We start from the raw sequence: 18414 nt of genomic DNA, 5'->3' as shown, positions 1-18414 counted from the left end.
CCTTATCGTCGGCAGCGTCAGATGTGTATAAGAGACAGCCACAAGTGAGGCCGCGTCAGCAGGTTGCCGGCGACCATCAATGAGCAGGTCATGGTCGCCAGCAACCTACTGACGCGGCCTCAGCCGAGAGGGCGGCGGGTCAGCGGGGGGCGAGGAGGCTTGCGGCCTCCTGGCGGGCCGTGACCGGCTCGCCCAGGTGCTTCAGGGCCTCGGGGATCTCGCGGCCCTTCTTGGTCATGGCCTGGCCCCACAGGCGGCCCGCACGGTAGGAGGAGCGCACCAGCGGCCCGGCCATCACGCCCAGGAAGCCGGTCTCCTCGGCGAAGTCGGACAGCTCCACGAACTCCTCGGGCCGCACCCAGCGGTCCACCGGGTGGTGCCGCACGGACGGGCGCAGGTACTGGGTGATCGTGATGAGGTCGCAGCCGGCCTCGTGCAGGTCCACGAGCGCCTGCTTGACCTCGTCGATGGTCTCGCCCATCCCGAGGATCAGGTTCGACTTGGTCACCAGCCCGGCCTCACGAGCCCGCGTCAGCACGGACAGCGACCGCTCGTAGCGGAAGGCGGGACGGATCTGCTTGAAGATGCGCGGTACCGTCTCCACGTTGTGCGCGAGCACCTCGGGACGGGACTCGTTGACCTCGTCCAGCAGCTCGGGGATCGCGTTGAAGTCGGGGATCAGCAGCTCGACGCCGGTGCCCGGGTTCATCGCGTGGATCTGGCGCACCGTCTCCGCGTAGAGCCAGGCTCCGCCGTCGGGCAGGTCGTCGCGCGCGACGCCCGTCACGGTCGAGTACTTCAGCCCCATCGTGCGCACCGACTCGGCGACGCGGCGCGGCTCGTCGCGGTCGAACTCGGCCGGCTTGCCCGTGTCGATCTGGCAGAAGTCGCAGCGGCGCGTGCACTGGTCGCCGCCGATGAGGAATGTCGCCTCGCGATCCTCCCAACACTCGAAGATGTTGGGACAGCCCGCCTCCTCGCACACCGTGTGCAGGCCCTCTCCCTTGACCAGGCCCTTCATGTCTCGGTACTCGGGTCCCATCGTTGCCCGCGTCTTGATCCACTCGGGCTTCTTCTCGATGGGGGTCGCCGCGTTGCGCGCTTCGACGCGGAGCATGCGACGGCCCTCGGGTGCGATGGTCACGCTGTCTTCCCCTCCCAGGTCAGGGTTCTCCTGGCCAGCCTACGGCGTCGGTGGACGACGGTTGTCGTGGTGGCGGCCCGTGCGTGCGTGGGTTTGGTCACCCCGTCGTCCGGGCGGCGTCGCACGGGCCGGCGGCCCGCGCGACGCGATGTCCTACGAGGCGGCAACCGCCCCGGTGGGCACGGTGTTCCCGGCGCCGGCAGGGCTCACCGCGGCGGAATCGTCCCCGACCTCACCGTCGTCGGCCCGTCCCGACGCGAGCAGCGGCGTCAGATGACGCGCCAGCGCGTCTTCGATCAGGGGCAGTACCTCGGCGACGGTGACGTCGCGGTCGAGCTCGGCCGACAGGGACGTCACGTCCGCGTCCTCGGCGGGGATACCGCACGGGACGATCTTCCCGAATGCCGCGAGGTCCGGGTCGCAGTTCAGGGCGAGACCGTGCATGGTGATGCCCTTGGCCACCCGTGCGCCGATCGCGCACACCTTGCGCTCCAGACGGGGCTCGGTGCCGTCGGGGACGGCGTCCGGGTCGTCGGCGGCGACCCACACCCCGGACCGTCCCTCCACCCGGATCGTCTCCACGCCCAGCTGTGCGCACACGTCCATGACGGCCGCCTCCAGCGTGCGGATGTAGCCGACGACGTCGAACGCCTGCGCGAGCCGCACGATCGGGTACGCCACGATCTGGCCGGGCCCGTGCCACGTGATCTTGCCGCCCCGGTCGACATCGATCACCGCGGTGCCGTCCGTGGGGTACTCCGAGCGGTTGGTACGGCGGCCCGCGGTGTACACGGATGCGTGCTCCAGCAGGAAGAGCGTGTCCCGCGCCTCGCCCGTGCGGACCTGTTCGTGGGTGCGGCGTTGCAGGTCCCAGCCCTCGTGGTAGTCGACGTGACCGGTCAGCCGCTGGATGTCGATGGGGTTCTCCACACGGATCAGCGTACGACGTGCGGCGGGCGGCCGGACTGTCTCCTCCGACACCCTGTGGATGACCATCACGCGCTCCCAGAGGCAGTTCCGGCGCTCCCGCGGGCGTGTCAGTGACCTCGGCTACGTTGTGCGTCATCCCGGCAGGGCCCTGGATTTCCCCGGGAAAAGTGCGCCCTGATCTGCGGAGACAACCTTCAAGACGGTAACGAGGGGACAGATGACGATGTTGCGGGCAGTGCGGGACAAGATCGGCGGTAAGAACGCCACGGCCACCGTGTCGGAAGCGCTGAGCGTGCTGCGGATCGAGGCCGGGCCGCTGTACGAGCGAGCGGTCGCGTACGTGCTGGAGGGCGCCTCTCCCGAACTGGTGCTGGAGCTCGCGGACCGGGACACGCAGGATCTCGACGCGGCGCTGAGCCGGCCCGGCCGGCTGGGCTGGACGTGGGTGGACGACGGCATCGAGGGGCGCGTCCGCGGCGCGGCGTCCGGCATGACGATCGAGAAGGGAGCCCGGGCACGAGGCAGGGCCTACGCGCACGAGGACGTCACGCCGGAGCAGTACTCGCGCATGGGCCGGCTGATGGCCGCGATCGTGACGGACACCGACGTCCACGCCGACGTGCCGGACTGGTTCGGCGTGCTCGTCCAGGACGTCGTGGTCACGCGCGTGGGCGGGGGCGAGAAGAACGGTCCCGTCTGGACACCGGAACAGATCGAGACGGTGGCTCGGGCAGGTGGGCTGGACGACGCCACGGCGGCGACGGTCCAGGTCATGCTGGCGCGTCCGCGTGGCCCCCACACCTCGAGCCGTGGCGATCTGCGGGCCCTCGTGCAGGCCCCCGAGGCGGCGCGGTACCTCGCCGCGCGCCCGGAGGTCGTCCATGCTCAGCTGCGGCGGTTGTCCGCCGAGGGAAAGAAGGCGTTCTGCGGCTTCATGACCGCGCACGCCGTCCCGGAGGAGCTGCGCGCCGCGCTGGCGGCGCTCTGCGCCGACACGTCCAAGGGCGTGCGCCGTGAGGCCGATGACATCATGGCGACGCTCCCTGACGCCGAACGCGTGCGGCTCCTGTCGCCGCTGCTGGAGTCCGCCCCCGCGAGCGCCCTCGACGACGTCGTGACCCGGGTGGCAGGCGCCGAGGGTGGTGTCGCCGCGATCGAGGCGCTGCTGGCGGCGGCCCGGGCGTCGTCGGACACGGCCTCCGGCAGGCGTTCTGGACGGGCCCGGGACGCGAGGGCCGCGGCACTGGCAAGAGCGGTGGAGCGCGAGCGGGCCCTGGGCTCCACGGCCGAGCCGGAACCAGAGATCCCGCCGTACGAGGCGCTGCCCGAGGCCGAGCTCGGACAGGAGACGATCGCTGCCGCGGTGGCCCGCCGGGACGAGCAGCTCGTCGTGGCGCGCGAGACTCTGCGGCAGACGCTGGAGGAGCACCAGGGTGACGCACGCCCGAAGGGCCAGCCCTGCTGGCACATCCAGAGTGCCGAGCAGCGTGTCAAGCAGTTGGAGCGGATCACCACCGACGACCTCACCACGCTGGTCGCGATCATGTCGGGGCGTCAGCCGGCAGCGGGGACGCCGGCGCCCGGGTCGAAGGGCGCCAGGCGGCTCGAGGCCAACGTGGCGTGGCTCATCGACAACCTCCAGGCGGTCCTGCCTGATGCGTCGCCCCTGCACGTCGCGCGGCTCGTCAACGCGACGCCCGGCGCCGGAAACCAGGTGTGGTGGGCGATGCGGGGCAGGCTCGGCCAGGTCTCGGACCTGCGCGCGCTGCACGACGCGCTCGCCCGCGCGGGGTTCGAGGACGCGGACGAGGCGATTGCCGACCTCGTGTTCGAGCGGTGGTGGGGCGCGGAGGAGATCCCGGCGGAACGCATGTGGCCGTACTTCGCGGAGCGGGTCGACGTGCTGGAGCACCGGTTGACACCCCGGGACAGCTATGACGCGAACCACGCGCCCGCCGTGGTGCTGGAGATCCTCGATCACTTCCCCGTCGTGCCCACCACACTGCTTCCCCGCCTCAGCGCGCTCGCGATGGGCTCCGGCAAGACGCACCGGCTGGAGGCGCAGCGTGTCCTGGCGCGGCATCCGAAGGTGCTGGCGCTCGCCGAGCAGGGACTGACCGACGGCAGGTCGGCGGTGCGTGCGTCGGCCGCGGCGTGGCTGGCGAACCTCGGTGACAAGGAGGCGGTGCCGGCCCTGCGTGCGGCGCTGCGCAAGGAGCGCCGGGAGGATGCGCGGGCGGCGCTCCTCACGGCGCTGGAGTCGCTCGGCGAGGACATCACGGATGAACTGTCGGTGGAGAAACTGGCGGCCGAGGCTGCCAAGGGGCTGAGGAAGAAGGCGCCGGTCAGCCTGTCCTGGTTCCCGCTCGACGCGCTCCCGGACCTGCGCTGGAGGGACGGGACGAAGGTGCCGCGCGAGATCGTGCGCTGGTGGGTGGTGCTCGCCGTGCGGCTCAAGAATCCCAGCGGTGAGGGACTGCTGGCCCGCTACGTCTCGCTGCTCGACGAGGTGTCGCGGGAGACGCTGGGCTCGTACGTGCTGCGTGCATGGATCGCCCAGGACACGCGGGGCCCGTCGGCCGCCGAGTCGCGGGAGTACGCCGAGAGGGTGGCGCAGCAGCAGCACGCCTGGTCCCAGCAGTGGCTGGCCCAGAACCCCGGTTCGTCCTGGGCGCAGGAGCGGGCGGCGATCGGTGTGGACGAGCACTACCGTCGCGCATACAGGGACCATCAGGCCACCTACCTGGGCTCCGCGACCAAGGACAAGGGACTTCTGGCGCTCACCGTCGGCATGCCCGGAACCGAGCTGGCGACCGCCGCGCAGCACTACTTCAAGGCGCACCCGCAGCGGCGTTCCCAGGCGGACACGCTCGTGCGGGCGCTGGCGGCGAACGGCGACCGGCCCGCCGTGCAGCTCCTGCTCGCCGTGTCCCGGCAGTTCAAGCTCCGCACCGTGCGTGAGCTTGCGGGGCAGCTCGCGGGGCAGCTCGCCGAGGCACGCGGCTGGACCGCCGATCAGCTCGCCGACCGCACCGTCCAGACCGCCGGGTTCGACGCCGACGGCGTGCTGCGGCTGTCCTTCGGCACCCGTGCGTACACCGGGCGCATCACCGACGCGTTCACGATCGAGCTGCGCAACGACAAGGGCAAGGTCGTCAGGACGCCGCCGAGCACGCCCCAAGGCGCGGACGAGGACACCCGCGCCTCCTACAAGGACGCTCGCTCCCAGCTCACGGTGAGCAAGAAGGAGCTGAAGACGGTCGCGGAGCTGCAGTCCCGCCGCCTGCGCGAGGCCATGATCCTGGGCCGCACGTGGAGCGCCGCGGAATGGCGTGAGTTCGTCGCCGAGCATCCCGTGATGTCGCGCCTCGCGGCGCGTGTGGTGTGGCTGGCCGCGCCGGGCACGCCCGGGCAACGGGCGTTCCGGCCCGACGACGGCGCGCTGGTCGCCGTGGACGACGAGGACGTGACGCTCGACGGGGCCGGGGACGAGGCCGTGGTCGGCATCGCGCACGCCACCACGCTCGGAGAAGGGAACGGCGGCGCGGACACCCCCGAAGCCTGGCGCGAGCACCTGGCCGACTACGAGGTCGAGCCGCTGTTCGAGCAGTTCAGGACCGCGATCCCGGACATGGGTGAGGGTGCGTTGCGCGTGACCGACCGCCGCGGCTGGCTCACCGACTCCTACACGGTGCGGGGTCGGCTGCACGCCCGCGGGTACAGGAACGGCGAGGTGCAGGACGCCGGGTGGTTCTACGAGTACACGAAGGAGTACCCGTCGGCCGGACTGGTTGCCGAGATCGAGTTCACGGGCGCGTTCATGGGCAACGAGAACATTCCCGCCGCGGTGAAGGACCTGACCTTCCGCAAGCCCGGCACGTGGGGCGAGCACGGCGTCGTTCCGCTCGCCGATGTCCCGCACGTGCTCCTGGCCGAGACCTACGCCGACTACCTGGACGTGGCCTCGGCGGGGGCGTACGACCCCGACTGGGAGCGGAAGTCCGAGTACTGAGCCCACCGGGTGAGGTGGCGGTCCTGGCGAACGGGACCGCCCGTGCCGCTCGTTCGGTCGCAGCTGATGCGAGCCGCGCGACCTGGCACGACCCGGCAGCAACCTGTGCACGAGAGGAATACCTGAGAATGACGACCGAGACCACCGAGACCCGCCCTGACGCGGCCGAACAGCGCCCTCCCGTGGAGGTGCGCTACGCCGAGGAGCTGGCCAGGCTCGCCGCCTGGGACGCGGAGCGCAGCGCCGAGCTGCCGCCCGGCTGGCGGCTGAGCCCCCGGGCGGTGCGCGCGTTCGTGGTGGGGGACGACCAGCGCGGGGTGAGCCGCAAGTTCTACGGCGACGACCCGCTGGTCGACCGGGCCGTCGTGGCGCTCATGGGACGTCAGGGCCTGATGCTGGTGGGTGAGCCCGGTACCGCCAAGTCGATGCTGTCGGAGCTGCTGTCGGCGGCGGTGAGCGGGACGTCCACGCTGACCGTGCAAGGCACGGCGGCCACCACCGAGGACCATGTGCGGTACTCGTGGAACTACGCCCTGCTGGTGTCCGAGGGCCCCACCGAGCGATCCCTTGTGCCGTCACCCGTGATGACGGGGATGCGCGCCGGGTCGCTCGTCCGGTTCGAGGAGATCACGCGCTGCGCCCCCGAGATCCAGGACACGCTCGTGTCGATCCTGTCGGAGAAGCAGCTCATGGTCCCGGAGCTGGGCCCGGACGCCCGCGAGGCGGCCCGGCCCGGGTTCAACGTCATCGCGACCGCGAACCTCAAGGACCGTGGCGTCCACGAGATGTCGGCCGCGCTCAAGCGCCGGTTCTCGTTCGAGACCGTGGCCCCGGTGCGAGACCGCAACTTCGAGATCGAGCTCGTCGAACGACAGCTCACCGCCGAGCTCGGCACCGCGAACGACCGGCCCGCCGTGCCGCGCGACGTGCTCGAGGTCCTGGTCACCGTCTTCCAGGAACTGCGTTCGGGCACCACACGCGACGGCGCCCCCGTCAAAAGGCCCGAGACGGTGATGTCCACCGCGGAGGCCGTGAACGTGGCCGTCGCGGCATCGCTGGAGGCGCGCTACCTGGGAGACGGCCGGGTCACCGCGGCGGAGGTCGCCCGGCAGGTGGCGGGCGTCGCGCTGAAGGGCGACGAGGAGGACGCACGCCGGCTGCGTCACTACGTCGACAACGTGGTGCGTGAGCGTGCGCGCAAGGACAAGGGATGGAAGGCGTTCTTCGACGCGGCCGAGGTGCTGTGGCGGTGAGCACCGAGACCGTCGCGGCAACGGGCCTGCGCGACGTGTGGACGCTCGCCCCCGACCGACTCCGCCGCGCCGCCACCGCCGTCGAGTCGCTGCGCGAACAGGGCGTGTACCTCGCCCCGGTGCGCCACCACTCACCCGCCTGCGCGATCGCAGTCCGGCGGGCGATCGAGGAACTGCGGCCCGCGGTCGTGCTGATCGAGGGACCCGAGGAGTACACCCACCTCCTGCCGGAACTGCTGCACGAGCAGACCCGGCCGCCGGTCGCGCTCCTCAGCCTGCCCGACGGGCCCGGCACACAGAGCACACCCGGCACGCAGAGCCCACCCGGCGGACCGAGCAGATCCGGAGGCGCGTCCTTCTACCCGCTCGCGTCGTTCTCGCCGGAGTGGGTCGCGCTGCGCGCCGCCCACGAGGCCGGCGCGGAGATCCGCTTCTGCGACCGTCCCGCCGCCGACCGGGTACGGTCCGCAGCCCCGGAAGCCGGCGCCGTACCCGCCACCGCACCCCCGGAAGCCGCACGACACCCGGCTGTCGCCCCGGCGGAGACCACCGACGCGGACCCGTTCGCCCGAACCCTCATGTCAGAGCGGTACCTGGCCCACTCGCGGTCGGTCGCCGCGCTCGCACGACGGCTCGGCTGCCGCGACCACGACGAGGTCTGGGACCACCTGTTCGAGACCCGGTCGCCCGCTGACCTCGCGAGCTGGCGGACAACGTTCGACGACGTCTTCGCCTGGGCGGCGCTGTCCCGTCTCGACTACGAGGACGAGGTGCTCGCCGCGGACGGATCCCTGGACAGGGAGGCCCGCATGTCCGCCCGCACCGCCGAGGCCGCGGGTCTCCTCCCGGCGCCGGCAGGCACACCTTCCGGCAGGGCCGCGCCGCAGGGCCCCGCGGCCGGGGATCCCGCGCCGGGAGTCCCGGCTGCCGAGACGCCCGTGCCTGACCAGTCCGGGGAAGGCACGCCCCCCACCCGCGGTCCCGTCCTGGTGGTGACCGGAGCGTTCCACACCCTCGCGATCGCCGAGGCGCTCGCGGGTCTGCCCGAGGGAGAGCCCGTGCGTCGTCAGTGGCCCGACGGCGGCTACGGACCACAGGCGACGGGTGACGCCTGGCTGATCCGCTACGACCACGAGCGCCTCGACGGTCTGCGCGGCTACGGCGCCGGCATGCCCTCCCCGGGGTACTACGAACGCCTGTACGGCGCCCACCTGGGAGGCGGTCGCCGCGACAGCGGCCCGCACCCGGACGACAGTCCCGCGCATGCCGTCGCCACACAGGTGCTCGTCGACATCGCACGCGCCGCCGCGGACCGCGGGCACCGGGTCTCCACCCCGCAGGTGGCGGCAGCCTCCGTGGCCGCGTCGCGGCTCGCGGACCTGCGGATGCGCTCGACTCCCGGCCGAACCGACGTCCTGGACGCCGTCACCTCCTGTTTCGTGACCGACGACGGAGGGATCGGTCCCGAACGTCCCCTCGGACTCGCCGTCGCCGAGGTGTTCGGCGGTGGCGGCACCGGCCGGGTCCCGGACGGTGGTGCCGTCCCACCACTGGTGCGGGACGCGCGGGACCGGGTGATCGCCGTCGGGCTCGACATCGACACGACCCTCCCGCGCACAGCGCGCCTCGATGCCCGGCGCACACCCACCCACCGCGCCCGCAGGCAGGTTCTCGCGCTGCTGGACCTGATCGACTGCGGGTTCGGGCGTCAGCTCTCCGGACCGGACCACGTCGCCGGGCGCGGGCTCGGCCTGATCGGCGAGGAGTGGGAGTACTGCTGGACGCCGGTCGTCGAGGCGCGCCTCGTCGAGCTGTCACACCTCGGCGCCACCGTGGAGGCCGCCGCCGTGACGGTACTGCGCCAGTCGGAGGAACGGTTGCGTGCGGACGGAGCACCGGCCGCGGCGGACGGGGCGGCCGAGCTCGTGGCCCGGGCCGCTGTGGTCGGGCTGACGGCACAGCTGCCCCGGCTCGTCGGCCTGCTCGCACGGACGCTCGACACGGACCGCGACCTGGCCTCCGTGGTGACGGCAGGGCGCCGCCTGCTCGGGCTGTGGCGCTCGCGGGTGGAGCTCGGCCTGGTCCCGTCGGCCACCGCGGGTGGGGCCGCACAGCCGCCCGTCCCCGAGGACGGGCGGACCCCTGTGCCGGACCAGGTCGCCGTGCCGGACCAGGGCCCGGCCGACGACCTGCTGTCGCTGGTCGCGCAGGCGCTGGCCACGGCGGCATACCTGGTGTCCGACGCCGGTCGCGCAGGCCCGGAGGACGAGGAGGCCGCCGTGGCGTCGCTGCTGGAACTGCACGCCCTGGTCCGGGACGCGAACAGGGCGTGGGCGGCTCGCGGCGTCGACCGCGCCGGCGGCACGAACCGCGCCGGCGTGGCGGGTCCCGCCGGCGACACAGGTCGTGGCGTTCCGCCCGATGGCGCGGCCGGTCCGGCGTCGGCGGTGGCGCGCGAGCTGGCGCGGCTGCGCGACGACGAGGAGTCGGCACCCGCCGTGCGTGGTGCGCTGCTCGCCATCGGGTCGGTGGACGGCGACGTCCCCGACGACGCGCTGGTGGCCCGCGTGCGAGGTGCCCTGCGTCCGGGTGCGGATCCTGCGTCCGCCGTGCGCTTCCTCGGTGGCGTCCTGCGGGCGGCCCCGGACCTGCTGCTGTACACCCCTGAGTTGTTCGACGCGGTCGACGGTGCGATCCGTGACCTGTCACCGGACGCCTTCCTGGCGGTGCTGCCCGATCTGCGTCGCGGCTTCACCTGGCTGCGCCCCACGGAGACGCACCGGCTGGCCGAGCGGGTCGCAGAGCGGACGGGCTCCCGGGCGGCCGACGTCGACGTGCGGGTGCGTCTCGACGAGAAGGACCTGGCGCTGGGGCTCGCCGTCGAACGCGAGCTCGCGGCCGTCCTGGCCCGTGACGGGCTGGCGCACTGGAACGGAGGAAACGCATGACTGGGACGGAGCAGGAACCGGTCCCCACCGGGACGGGACCGGCGCGGCCCGGAACCACGGAGCCGGGAACCACGGAGCCGGGAACCGCGGAGCCGGGAACCACGGAGCCGGGAGCCACGGACCCAGGGGTGACGCAGCCGGGTATGACGCAACCGGGAACCGCGCGGCCGCCGTCGCGCGCCGGCTCCGACCAGGAGGCGGCGCGGCGCTGGCGGCTCGTGCTGGGCCGGTACGCCTCCGGACACCTCGACGTGTCGGACGGCGACCAGCGGCTGGACAGCACGCTGGGCTTCCTCTACGACCGCGAGTACACGGCCCGCGGCCACGCCGTCTCGCGGCATGGCAGGGGTGGCGGGCGAGGGGGTGCGGGGACGCTCGACGGCTCGGCGCCGCACGGCGTCGACTTCTCCGCGCTCACGTGGCTGGGCGAGGCGCGATCCCTCTTCCCGCGCGAGACCTTCGAGCGCATGCAGGTGGAGGCCGTGGGCCGCTACGGGTTGACCGACCTGCTGGGGGACCGGGAGACGGTCGAGGCGATGGAACCGTCGCGGGAGCTTGCCACGGCTTTGCTCCAGGCGCGCGGCAAGCTTGCCCCGTCGGTGGCCGACGGCGTCCGCCGAGTCATCGAGCGTGTGGTGGAGGACGTGGTGCGGCGCCTCCGCCCGCGGTTCCTGACCGCGGTGGGCGGCCGGGTGGACCGGTCGCGACGGTCGACGCACCGGGTGGCGCGCAACTTCGACTGGAAACGGACACTGCGCGCCAACCTCGGTCGGGTCGACGCCGACGGGCGGATGCTCGTCCAGGACGTGCGGTTCAACGCCCGCCAGAAGCGGGCCTTGACCTGGGACGTCATCGTGCTGGTGGATCAGTCGGGCTCAATGGCGGCCTCGATGCTGTACTCCGCGGTGTGTGCGGGGATCCTGTCGGGACTCCCCGGGATCGACGTTCGGCTGGTGCTGTTCGACACGAGCGTCGTCGACATGTCCCACCTCGCGCACGACCCGGTCTCCGTCCTGCTCACGGCCCAGCTCGGAGGTGGTACCGACATCGCTCGCGCCGTGCGGTTCGCCGAGGGTCAGGTGCGTGACCCGTCGCGCACGGTCGTGGCGCTGGTGAGCGACTTCTGCGAGGGAGGTTCGGTCTCCGACCTCCTGGCGGCCGTGGGGCGCCTGAGGTCCTCGGGCGTGACCCTGCTCGGGCTTGCCGCGCTCGACGAGACGGCCGAACCCGTCTACGACCAGGGCACGGCCCGGCACCTCGCCGACGCCGGCATGGAAGTGGCGGCGCTGACGCCCGAAAGATTCGCCGAGTGGCTGGGAGAGGTGCTGACATGAGGTTCCTGGAGCCGTACGCCGCGCTGGCGGACGAGGAGCTCGTCACACTGGCGAGCACGGGGATGCTGCGCCGCGCGAGGAAGCTGTCCGGTGACGTCGTCGAGCAGGGCTCGGACGCCAAGGGCGCGGACCTCGTGATCGGTGGGTGCGCGGTCCGCGTGGACGGGCGCGGGCCCGCGGCGGTGGCATGCCAGTGCCCCACCGGGGGAGTGTGCGTTCACATGGTCGTGGCCTGGCGGTGGGCGCGGGACCGGGCTGCCGAGCGCGGCGTGCGGCCGCCCACCGTTCCGGGAGCGGACGACCAGGACCCCGCCTCCGGCAGTGAGCGCGGGTCGTCCCCGGGACGCCCGGGTGGTGACGGCACGGCCGCTGCCGGGGCTTCCTCCGCGGGCGCCGTCGGGACCGGCTCGGCGGAACCGGTCCCACCGTCCCGAGCGGATGAGACGCAGCCGGCGAAACGCGCCGCGGTCCGCCGGCCGGTCCCGCGCGGGCACTCGGCCGCTGCCCGGCGTCGCGCCGTCGCGCTCGCCGAGGTCCGGGACGCCGTCGTCCACCTGCTCGACAGCGGCCTCGCCCACGTGCGCGACGACGCGCCGGAGGCATTCCGCGCTCTCGCCGGACGTGTCCGCGTCGCGGGATTCGACCCCGTGCACGGGCTGCGTCTGGATGCCCTGCTGCGGACCGCGTCCGGGCAGGCCGCCGATCTGGCTGCCCACGCCGACGGCACGGACGAGTCCGACCTGCTGTCGACTCTCACCGAGATCTGGGCCCTGTGCGAGGTGCACGCCCGGGCAGGCCGGGCGGATGAGGAGGCCGCCCCCACACCGCACGGGACCGGCCGCGCCGGCGAGGCAGGTCGAGCCGGCGCGGACGACGGGACCGGCGCGACCGGCGTGACCGGCGTGACCGGCCGCGCCCGGGGGGCCGGCACCACGGGCAGGGCGCGCGAGGACTCCGCGACGCGGGCCGAGGGAGTCAGGCGGCCCGCCGGGAGGCGTTCGAGCCGGGAGGAGGACGAGGTCGACGTCGCGCGCCTGGTCCCGCTCGGCGTGCGGTGGTGGACCGCGCCGAGCGGGTCGCGAGGGCTCGTGCTCGCCGCCTGGGATCCTGCCGAGGAGTGCGTCCGCACGGCGGTCACAGGACGTCCTGCGGGATCGGACCCGACGTTCCGCCGGGAGTGGGATGCGCCGCTGCTGTGGAAAGCGTCGCCCGCTCGCCTCAGCGAGGGACCGTTCTCCCTGACGGCCGTCCGGACACGCCCGGACGGCACGCTCGGTGCGGGCGGGACCCCGAGGGTCGAGTCGCTCGGGGACCTCGACCTGGAGGAGCTGCGGGAGATCGCCGACCGGACCGGGACGGCGCGACCCCCGCGGGACACGGTCGGGTTCGGACGCCGACCGTCGCACGTGCGTCTGCTGCTCGTGCGTGACACGGGCGAGATCGGCATCGACGAGGTCCGTCAGGACCTGACCTGGGCCGTCACCGACTCCGTCGGCAAGGAGCACCTGCTGCGCGTGCCCGTCGAGGACCGCCGCACCGCCGACACTCTCCTGCACGTCCTGGCAGGCCGCCGGCCGGTCGTCGGGGTGACCGTCGAGCGGCGGGAAGGCCGCGTCGAGCCCGTCGGACTCTTCCTGCGCGGTGACGGCGGCAGCATCCGGCTGGTGAGCCCGTCCGTCACGGAGGAGTACCAGATCGGTCGCGAGTCGCGCTGGAGCCACCACCTCTGGGACACCTGGCGCCGGCGCATGTCGCGCGTGGCACGCATGCGGTCCCGCGCCCAGGCCGTGACCGAGGGCGCCGAGCCCGACCCGCCGGCCGTTCGCGCGTGCCGCCTTGCCTGGGACGTCCTGGTCGCGGTGGCCGCCACCGGCCGGCGCCGGCTCACGGCACGCCAGCGGTCCGATCTCGACCTCGCGCGGGCCCTGGGGCGGGATCTCGGGCTGAGCACCCTCGAACGCGCCGTCTCCGATCTCACGAGGGACGATGCCGATCTCGCGAGGGACGACGCCGCGAGGGAGGACGCCGGACGCGACATCGGCGCGGTGACGCTCACGCCGGCGGCGGTGGCTCGTGCGGCCTTCCTGGTGCGCCGCACCCGCGAGGTCGCCGCCGCCGCGCAGGTGTACTGACCCGGGTCAGTACAGCTGGGTCACAGGCCGCCCGTCGGGAGAGGCTCGGACGGGCACGACGTCAGGACGTCCGCCATCGCGTCGTGCTCGTCCTGGGTGACCCACAGGTCGTACTTGATCTTCACGGCGACCTGCGCGGCCACGTACTCGCACCGGTAGGACCCGTTGTCGGGGAGCCATTCGGAGGTGTCGTCGGCACCCTTGCCCATGTTCGCCGGGCCGTCGGACGCGACGAGGTTGAGCGGATCGTTCGCGATCTGTTCGCGCTCCTCCTGGTCCCACGCGTAGGCACCCGTCACCCACGCGTTCTTGAGCGCGACGATGTGGTCGATCTGGACGTCACCCGAGTGCGGGCCGCGCTCGAAGTCGATCTCGTCACCGGTGTACGGGTCCTCCAGCGTGCCGGACGAGATCTGGCACGAGTCGCCCTCGGTGTACTCCAGGTTCTCCAGGTCGCGGGCCAGGATGTCGTTGCGGGTGTCGCACGAGTTGTGGTCGACGTCCTTCCACGCGGTGCCGAACTCGTCGCGGTCGTACCCGTCCTCGTCCTCCCACTCGCCGATGTCGAGCTGGCTCAGCGCCTCCAGGGCCGACCCCTCGGCTCCCTCGGCCGGGGTGGAGGCGTCGCCCAACGACTTGAGGACGAAGTTGCCCGCAAGGACGAGTGCCGCGATCACCACCAGCGTCACCTGCAGGGCCTTGCGCTTGCCCAGTTGTTCGGAAAGCGACTTGTTCGAGTCGGATGCAGCGGCCACGTTGCTCCAATACCGTGTTAGTGCGATATTCAGTCTTACCGCGTATATATACCAGCCGAACGATAACGGCGGGCGCACGCTCGGCTGCGGCAGGCGTCGGCCGCGTCGTCCGGCGGGTCAACTCTCACCGCAGGTCGGACAGCCCGCGCGCGGGACGCGCGACTCGGGCACGATGGGCGAATGGCACTACGGCTGGGAATCGTCGGATACGGCGGAGCGGGACGACAGATTCATGCGAACCTCGCACGCGAGGCGGGCATGACGGTGACTGCCGTCGTCACCCGGGATCCGGGACGGCGCGTGCAGGCCGCGGGGGACTGGCCGGGGGCCAAGCTGCACGACGACCTCGCAGGCATGCTCGACGACCGTGGCGCCTACGACCTCGTGGTCATCGCGAGCCCGACCGCTATGCACGTCGAGCACGCGGCGGCCGTCGCCGCCGCCGGCGTCCCGTTCGTGCTGGACAAGCCGATCGGTGTCGATGCGGCCGAGGCGCGCCGCGTCCTCGCCGCCGCCACCGACGCGGGAACCCCGTTCACGGTGTTCCACAACCGGCGCTGGGACCCCGAGCAGCTCACCCTCCAGGCCCTCGTGAGGCGCGGTGACCTCGGCGACGTGCACACCTTCGAGCGGCGCTGGGAGCGCTGGCGTCCCGTGCCCCGCCAGCGGTGGAAGGAGCGGGACCCCAAGGGTGGCGGACTCCTGCTCGACCTCGGCCCTCACCTCGTGGACTCCGCCACGCAGCTGTTCGGCAGGGTCGAGGCCGTCTACGCGGAGATGCGCGCCCTGACCACCCCCGTCGAGGACGACGTGTTCCTCGTGCTGCACCACGCCGACCACGTGGTCTCCCGTCTGTGGGCGGGATCCCTGGTCGGCGCCCCCGGACCGCGCACCCGCGTGCTCGGGACAGGCGGCGCCTTCGTCGTGACGACCTTCGAGGGAGACGCCTCACCCTTCGAGGTCCTCGACGAGGGCGCGCCGGACGGAACCGCGGGCTGGCTCACCCACGGCCGGGAGCGCACGCCTGTGCCCGCCGCGCCCGGCGGCCACGCCGACTTCTACCGTGCCGTGGAGGCGTGGCTGACCGACGACGACGCCCCGGTGCCCGTCGACCCGGCCGACGCCGTGCGCACCGCCGAGGTCCTCGACGCCGCCCGCGTCGCAGCCCGGGAGGGCCGCATCGTGGACGTGTGACCCGGCCGCCGGGAACGCGCCGGGACGACGGCCGGGGTGCGACGCCGGACACTCGGCCGGCGCGCCGGTCTACCACTCTCGAAGTGGTCGCGCATATCAGTGGACAGCGGGCGAGCGTGACGCAGCGGGCGTAGTTATGAATACGTGCATCTCATCGACGCCACGGAACTCGTTCCCGTCACGGTACCGGCCGCGGGGCTGGCCCGGGACCTGCTGGTCCGGCGCCTCGACACGCTGGCGGACATCGATCACCCGAGCCTGGTGCGGCTGGTGACCATCTCGCCGTCCGGCGGCGATCGCATCGACGTGCGTCTCGACCGGCCGGACGCGGCGGACCTGCCCACGGTTCTCGCGTCCCGGGGACCCTTCACGGCGGCCGAGGCGTCATGCATGGTGGTCTCCGTCGCCCAGGCGCTCGCCGCCCTGCACGCCGCGGGGCTCGTGCACGGACAGGTCGAGCCCACCGATGTGCTGTTCACCCCCGAGGGCGTGCCGATGCTCCGCCCGCGCCTCGCCCTTCCGGCCGAGAGCGTGGGTGAGGAGCCCGTCGCGGACGTCCCGTCACTGGCCCGGCTCGCGCAGTCCGTGCTGCGGACCGGAGCCACGGGGCCGGACGGCAGGCCCGCGCCGTTGAGTGGTGCAGATCTGGCCCTGCGTGGTGCGCTGGTCCAGGCGTGTGCCGCAGACCCGCGCGAACGCCCCGAGGCAGGCACGTTCGCCGCCCAGGTGTACGGCGTCGTGCTTCCGGAGCGGGTGCACATGCCCCCTCCCGACGAGCTCGTCGAGGCGGCGCGCACGGGCCCGATCTCCATCATCGGGCCTGCCGCCGGAGGGCGAGTGGTGCGCCGTGAGGACCTCGTGGGGCAGTACTCGGCCTCGGCACCGCGCCGGACCCGTCACGGAAGAAGCGCCGTGCTCGCCGTGGCCGCGGCCGGGGTCGCGTTCGGTCTCGGGGCGGGCGCCCTCGTCTCGGTGCCGGGCCTGCTGCCGTCCGGGGATCCCGCCTCCGAGCCGGGCTCCACGTCCGAGGAAGAGCTCGACCCCAAGACGCCCCGGACCGCCGAGCAGCTCGGTGCCGATCTCGCCGCGATCGCCGACCGGGGCGACCCGGTGAAGGCCGCGATCGAGCTGACACGCCTGCGGATGCTGCTGCTGACCGGTATGCCGGTCGAGGTGTCCGACATCGATCAGGCCGGGTCGCCCGCACACGCCGCGGACATCGCCCTGCTCAACCGCATCTTCTTCTGGAGCCAGCACGTGGCGGGGGCTGAGGTCGATGTCACCGAGGCCGAGGTGGTCGGGACCAAGCCCGACGGGGGTGGTCACTTGTCCAAGGGCGTCGCGCTGGACTCGGTGGTCGTGCGTGTGGAGTACTCGATCAGCGCGCACGTGCAGATGGGAGACTCGGGCCCGGTTCATGTCCCGGAGTCGGAGCCGCGGTCGGCCATGCTCCAGATGTCCTGGACGGACGAGGGCTGGCGGGTCGCCCGGGTGTCGTGAGAGCGCCCCGGGATCCCCGAGCGCCCCGGGACCCCCGAGCGCGACGGGGTCCTTGAGCAGGACAGACTTGAGCAGGACAGACTTGAGCGGAACCGGACTTTCAGCAGGACCGGATCTCTGAACACACGAAGGGGCCGGACAGCCGTGGTATCGGCGGTCCGGCCCCTTCGTCGTCGGGTCCGTTCGGATCAGAGACCGAGCTCCGACTCGAACGCGCCTTCCTCGATGCGGTTCTTGATGGCCGTCAGGAAGCGGGCGGCGTCCGCGCCGTCGACCAGGCGGTGGTCGTACGACAGGAAGATGTACGACATCTGGTGCACGGAGATGGAGTCGTTGCCGTCCGCGTCGGTGACCACGACGGGCTTCTTGGTGATGGTGCCCGTGCCGAGGATCGCCGCGTGCCCCACCGGGACGATCGGGGTGTCGATCAGCGACCCGCCCGACCCGGTGTTGGTGATGTTGAACGTGCCGCCCGACAGCTCGTCCGGCGTCACCTTGTTCGCGCGAGTGCGCGATCCCAGGTCCTGGATCTGGCGCGCGATGCCGGCCAGGTTCAGGTCACCCGCGTTCTTGATCACCGGGACCACGAGCCCACGGTCGGTGTCCACGGCGATGCCGACGTTCTCCGACGGGTGGTACGTGATCGTGCCGGCCTGCGTGTCGATCGTGGCGTTGACCTTGGGGTACGCCTTCAGCGCCTCGACCGCGGCCAGGGTGAAGAACGGCAGGAACGTGAGCTTCGCGCCCTCTCGGGCGAGGAACGACTCCTTCGCCCGGGCCCGCAGGCGCGCCACGCGGGTGACGTCCACCTCCATGACCGTGGTGAGCTGCGCCTGGGTCTGCACGGCCTCGAGCATCCGCTCGGCGACGACCTTGCGCAGGCGCGACATCTTCTCCGTGGTGCCCCGCAGCGGCGAGACCTCCAGGACCGTCGACGGCGCCGCGGGGGACGACGTCGGAGCTGCCGCGGCCGGAGCGGCAGGCGCGGCGGACTTCGCCTCGGCCGCCGCCAGCACGTCCTCCTTGCGGATGCGGCCACCGACGCCGGTGCCGGTGATCGTCGTGACGTCCACGCCCTTCTCGGCCGCGAGCTTGCGGACCAGCGGCGTCAGGTACGAGCCGGCGGACCGGGCGCCCTCGGTCGTCGCCGGGGCAGGGGCTGCCGGAGCGGGGGCTGTCTCTTATACACATCTGACGCTGCCGACGATAAGG

General features: G+C 72.7%; 10 protein-coding genes and 1 pseudogene. 7 read left to right on the top strand and 4 right to left on the bottom strand.

Translation table 11 applies throughout. The features are described from left to right. Positions 1–139 precede the first annotated feature (139 nt). Positions 140–1144, bottom strand: a complete 1005-nt coding sequence (gene lipA, locus HGK34_RS20240; RefSeq protein ID WP_201850839.1) for a lipoyl synthase — start codon at positions 1142–1144, stop codon at positions 140–142. A gap of 153 nt (positions 1145–1297) precedes the next feature. Then, positions 1298–2080, bottom strand: a complete 783-nt coding sequence (gene lipB / locus HGK34_RS20235) for a lipoyl(octanoyl) transferase LipB (protein WP_372433170.1) — start codon at positions 2078–2080, stop codon at positions 1298–1300. Between the two features lie 211 nt (positions 2081–2291). Here lipB and HGK34_RS20230 point away from each other — a divergent pair, with 211 nt between their 5' ends. The 5 genes from HGK34_RS20230 to HGK34_RS20210 all read left to right on the top strand — a co-directional run bounded on the left by HGK34_RS20230 (position 2292) and on the right by HGK34_RS20210 (position 13753). Then, positions 2292–6086: a DUF4132 domain-containing protein gene (locus HGK34_RS20230; RefSeq protein WP_201850835.1), complete on the top strand. Its 3795-nt coding sequence runs from the start codon at positions 2292–2294 to the stop codon at positions 6084–6086. A 128-nt stretch (positions 6087–6214) separates the two neighbouring features. Next, positions 6215–7339 carry an ATP-binding protein gene (locus HGK34_RS20225; protein ID WP_201850832.1) on the top strand — a complete coding sequence of 375 codons (1125 nt, stop codon included), beginning with the start codon at positions 6215–6217 and terminating at the stop codon, positions 7337–7339. Further along, a complete protein-coding gene (locus HGK34_RS20220) occupies positions 7336–10287 on the top strand; it encodes a DUF5682 family protein (protein WP_201850830.1) in 2952 nt (983 codons plus the stop codon). The genes HGK34_RS20225 and HGK34_RS20220 overlap by 4 nt, the downstream gene beginning before the upstream one ends. Beyond that, positions 10284–11621 (top strand): VWA domain-containing protein, encoded by a 1338-nt coding sequence (locus HGK34_RS20215; RefSeq protein ID WP_244666990.1) that lies wholly within the window; start codon positions 10284–10286, stop codon positions 11619–11621. Before HGK34_RS20220 ends, HGK34_RS20215 begins: the two co-directional genes overlap by 4 nt. Next, the gene (locus tag HGK34_RS20210) at positions 11618–13753 is read left to right on the top strand and encodes a hypothetical protein (protein ID WP_201850828.1); all 2136 of its coding nucleotides are present in this window, start codon (positions 11618–11620) and stop codon (positions 13751–13753) included. Before HGK34_RS20215 ends, HGK34_RS20210 begins: the two co-directional genes overlap by 4 nt. A 20-nt stretch (positions 13754–13773) precedes the next feature. On the opposite strand, the gene HGK34_RS20205 is transcribed toward HGK34_RS20210, so the two are convergent. Next, positions 13774–14508 (bottom strand): HNH endonuclease family protein, encoded by a 735-nt coding sequence (locus HGK34_RS20205; protein ID WP_307816132.1) that lies wholly within the window; start codon positions 14506–14508, stop codon positions 13774–13776. Positions 14509–14688: 180 nt separating this feature from the next. Here HGK34_RS20205 and HGK34_RS20200 point away from each other — a divergent pair, with 180 nt between their 5' ends. Together HGK34_RS20200 and HGK34_RS20195 are read left to right on the top strand one after the other, a co-directional pair. Beyond that, positions 14689–15702 (top strand): Gfo/Idh/MocA family protein, encoded by a 1014-nt coding sequence (locus HGK34_RS20200; RefSeq protein ID WP_201850826.1) that lies wholly within the window; start codon positions 14689–14691, stop codon positions 15700–15702. A gap of 144 nt (positions 15703–15846) precedes the next feature. After that, positions 15847–17202 (top strand): hypothetical protein, encoded by a 1356-nt coding sequence (locus HGK34_RS20195; protein ID WP_201850824.1) that lies wholly within the window; start codon positions 15847–15849, stop codon positions 17200–17202. A gap of 188 nt (positions 17203–17390) precedes the next feature. On the opposite strand, the pseudogene sucB reads toward HGK34_RS20195, so the two are convergent. Next, positions 17391–18377, bottom strand: a pseudogene (sucB, locus tag HGK34_RS20190) (2-oxoglutarate dehydrogenase, E2 component, dihydrolipoamide succinyltransferase); the annotation flags it as partial. Positions 18378–18414 lie beyond the last annotated feature (37 nt).

This window comes from Myceligenerans indicum (assembly GCF_016742955.1).
In the GTDB taxonomy this organism is placed as follows: Bacteria; Actinomycetota; Actinomycetes; order Actinomycetales; family Cellulomonadaceae; genus Myceligenerans; species Myceligenerans indicum.
Note: the sequence above shows the minus strand (reverse complement) of the source record. Positions and strands in the feature narration are given on the sequence as shown.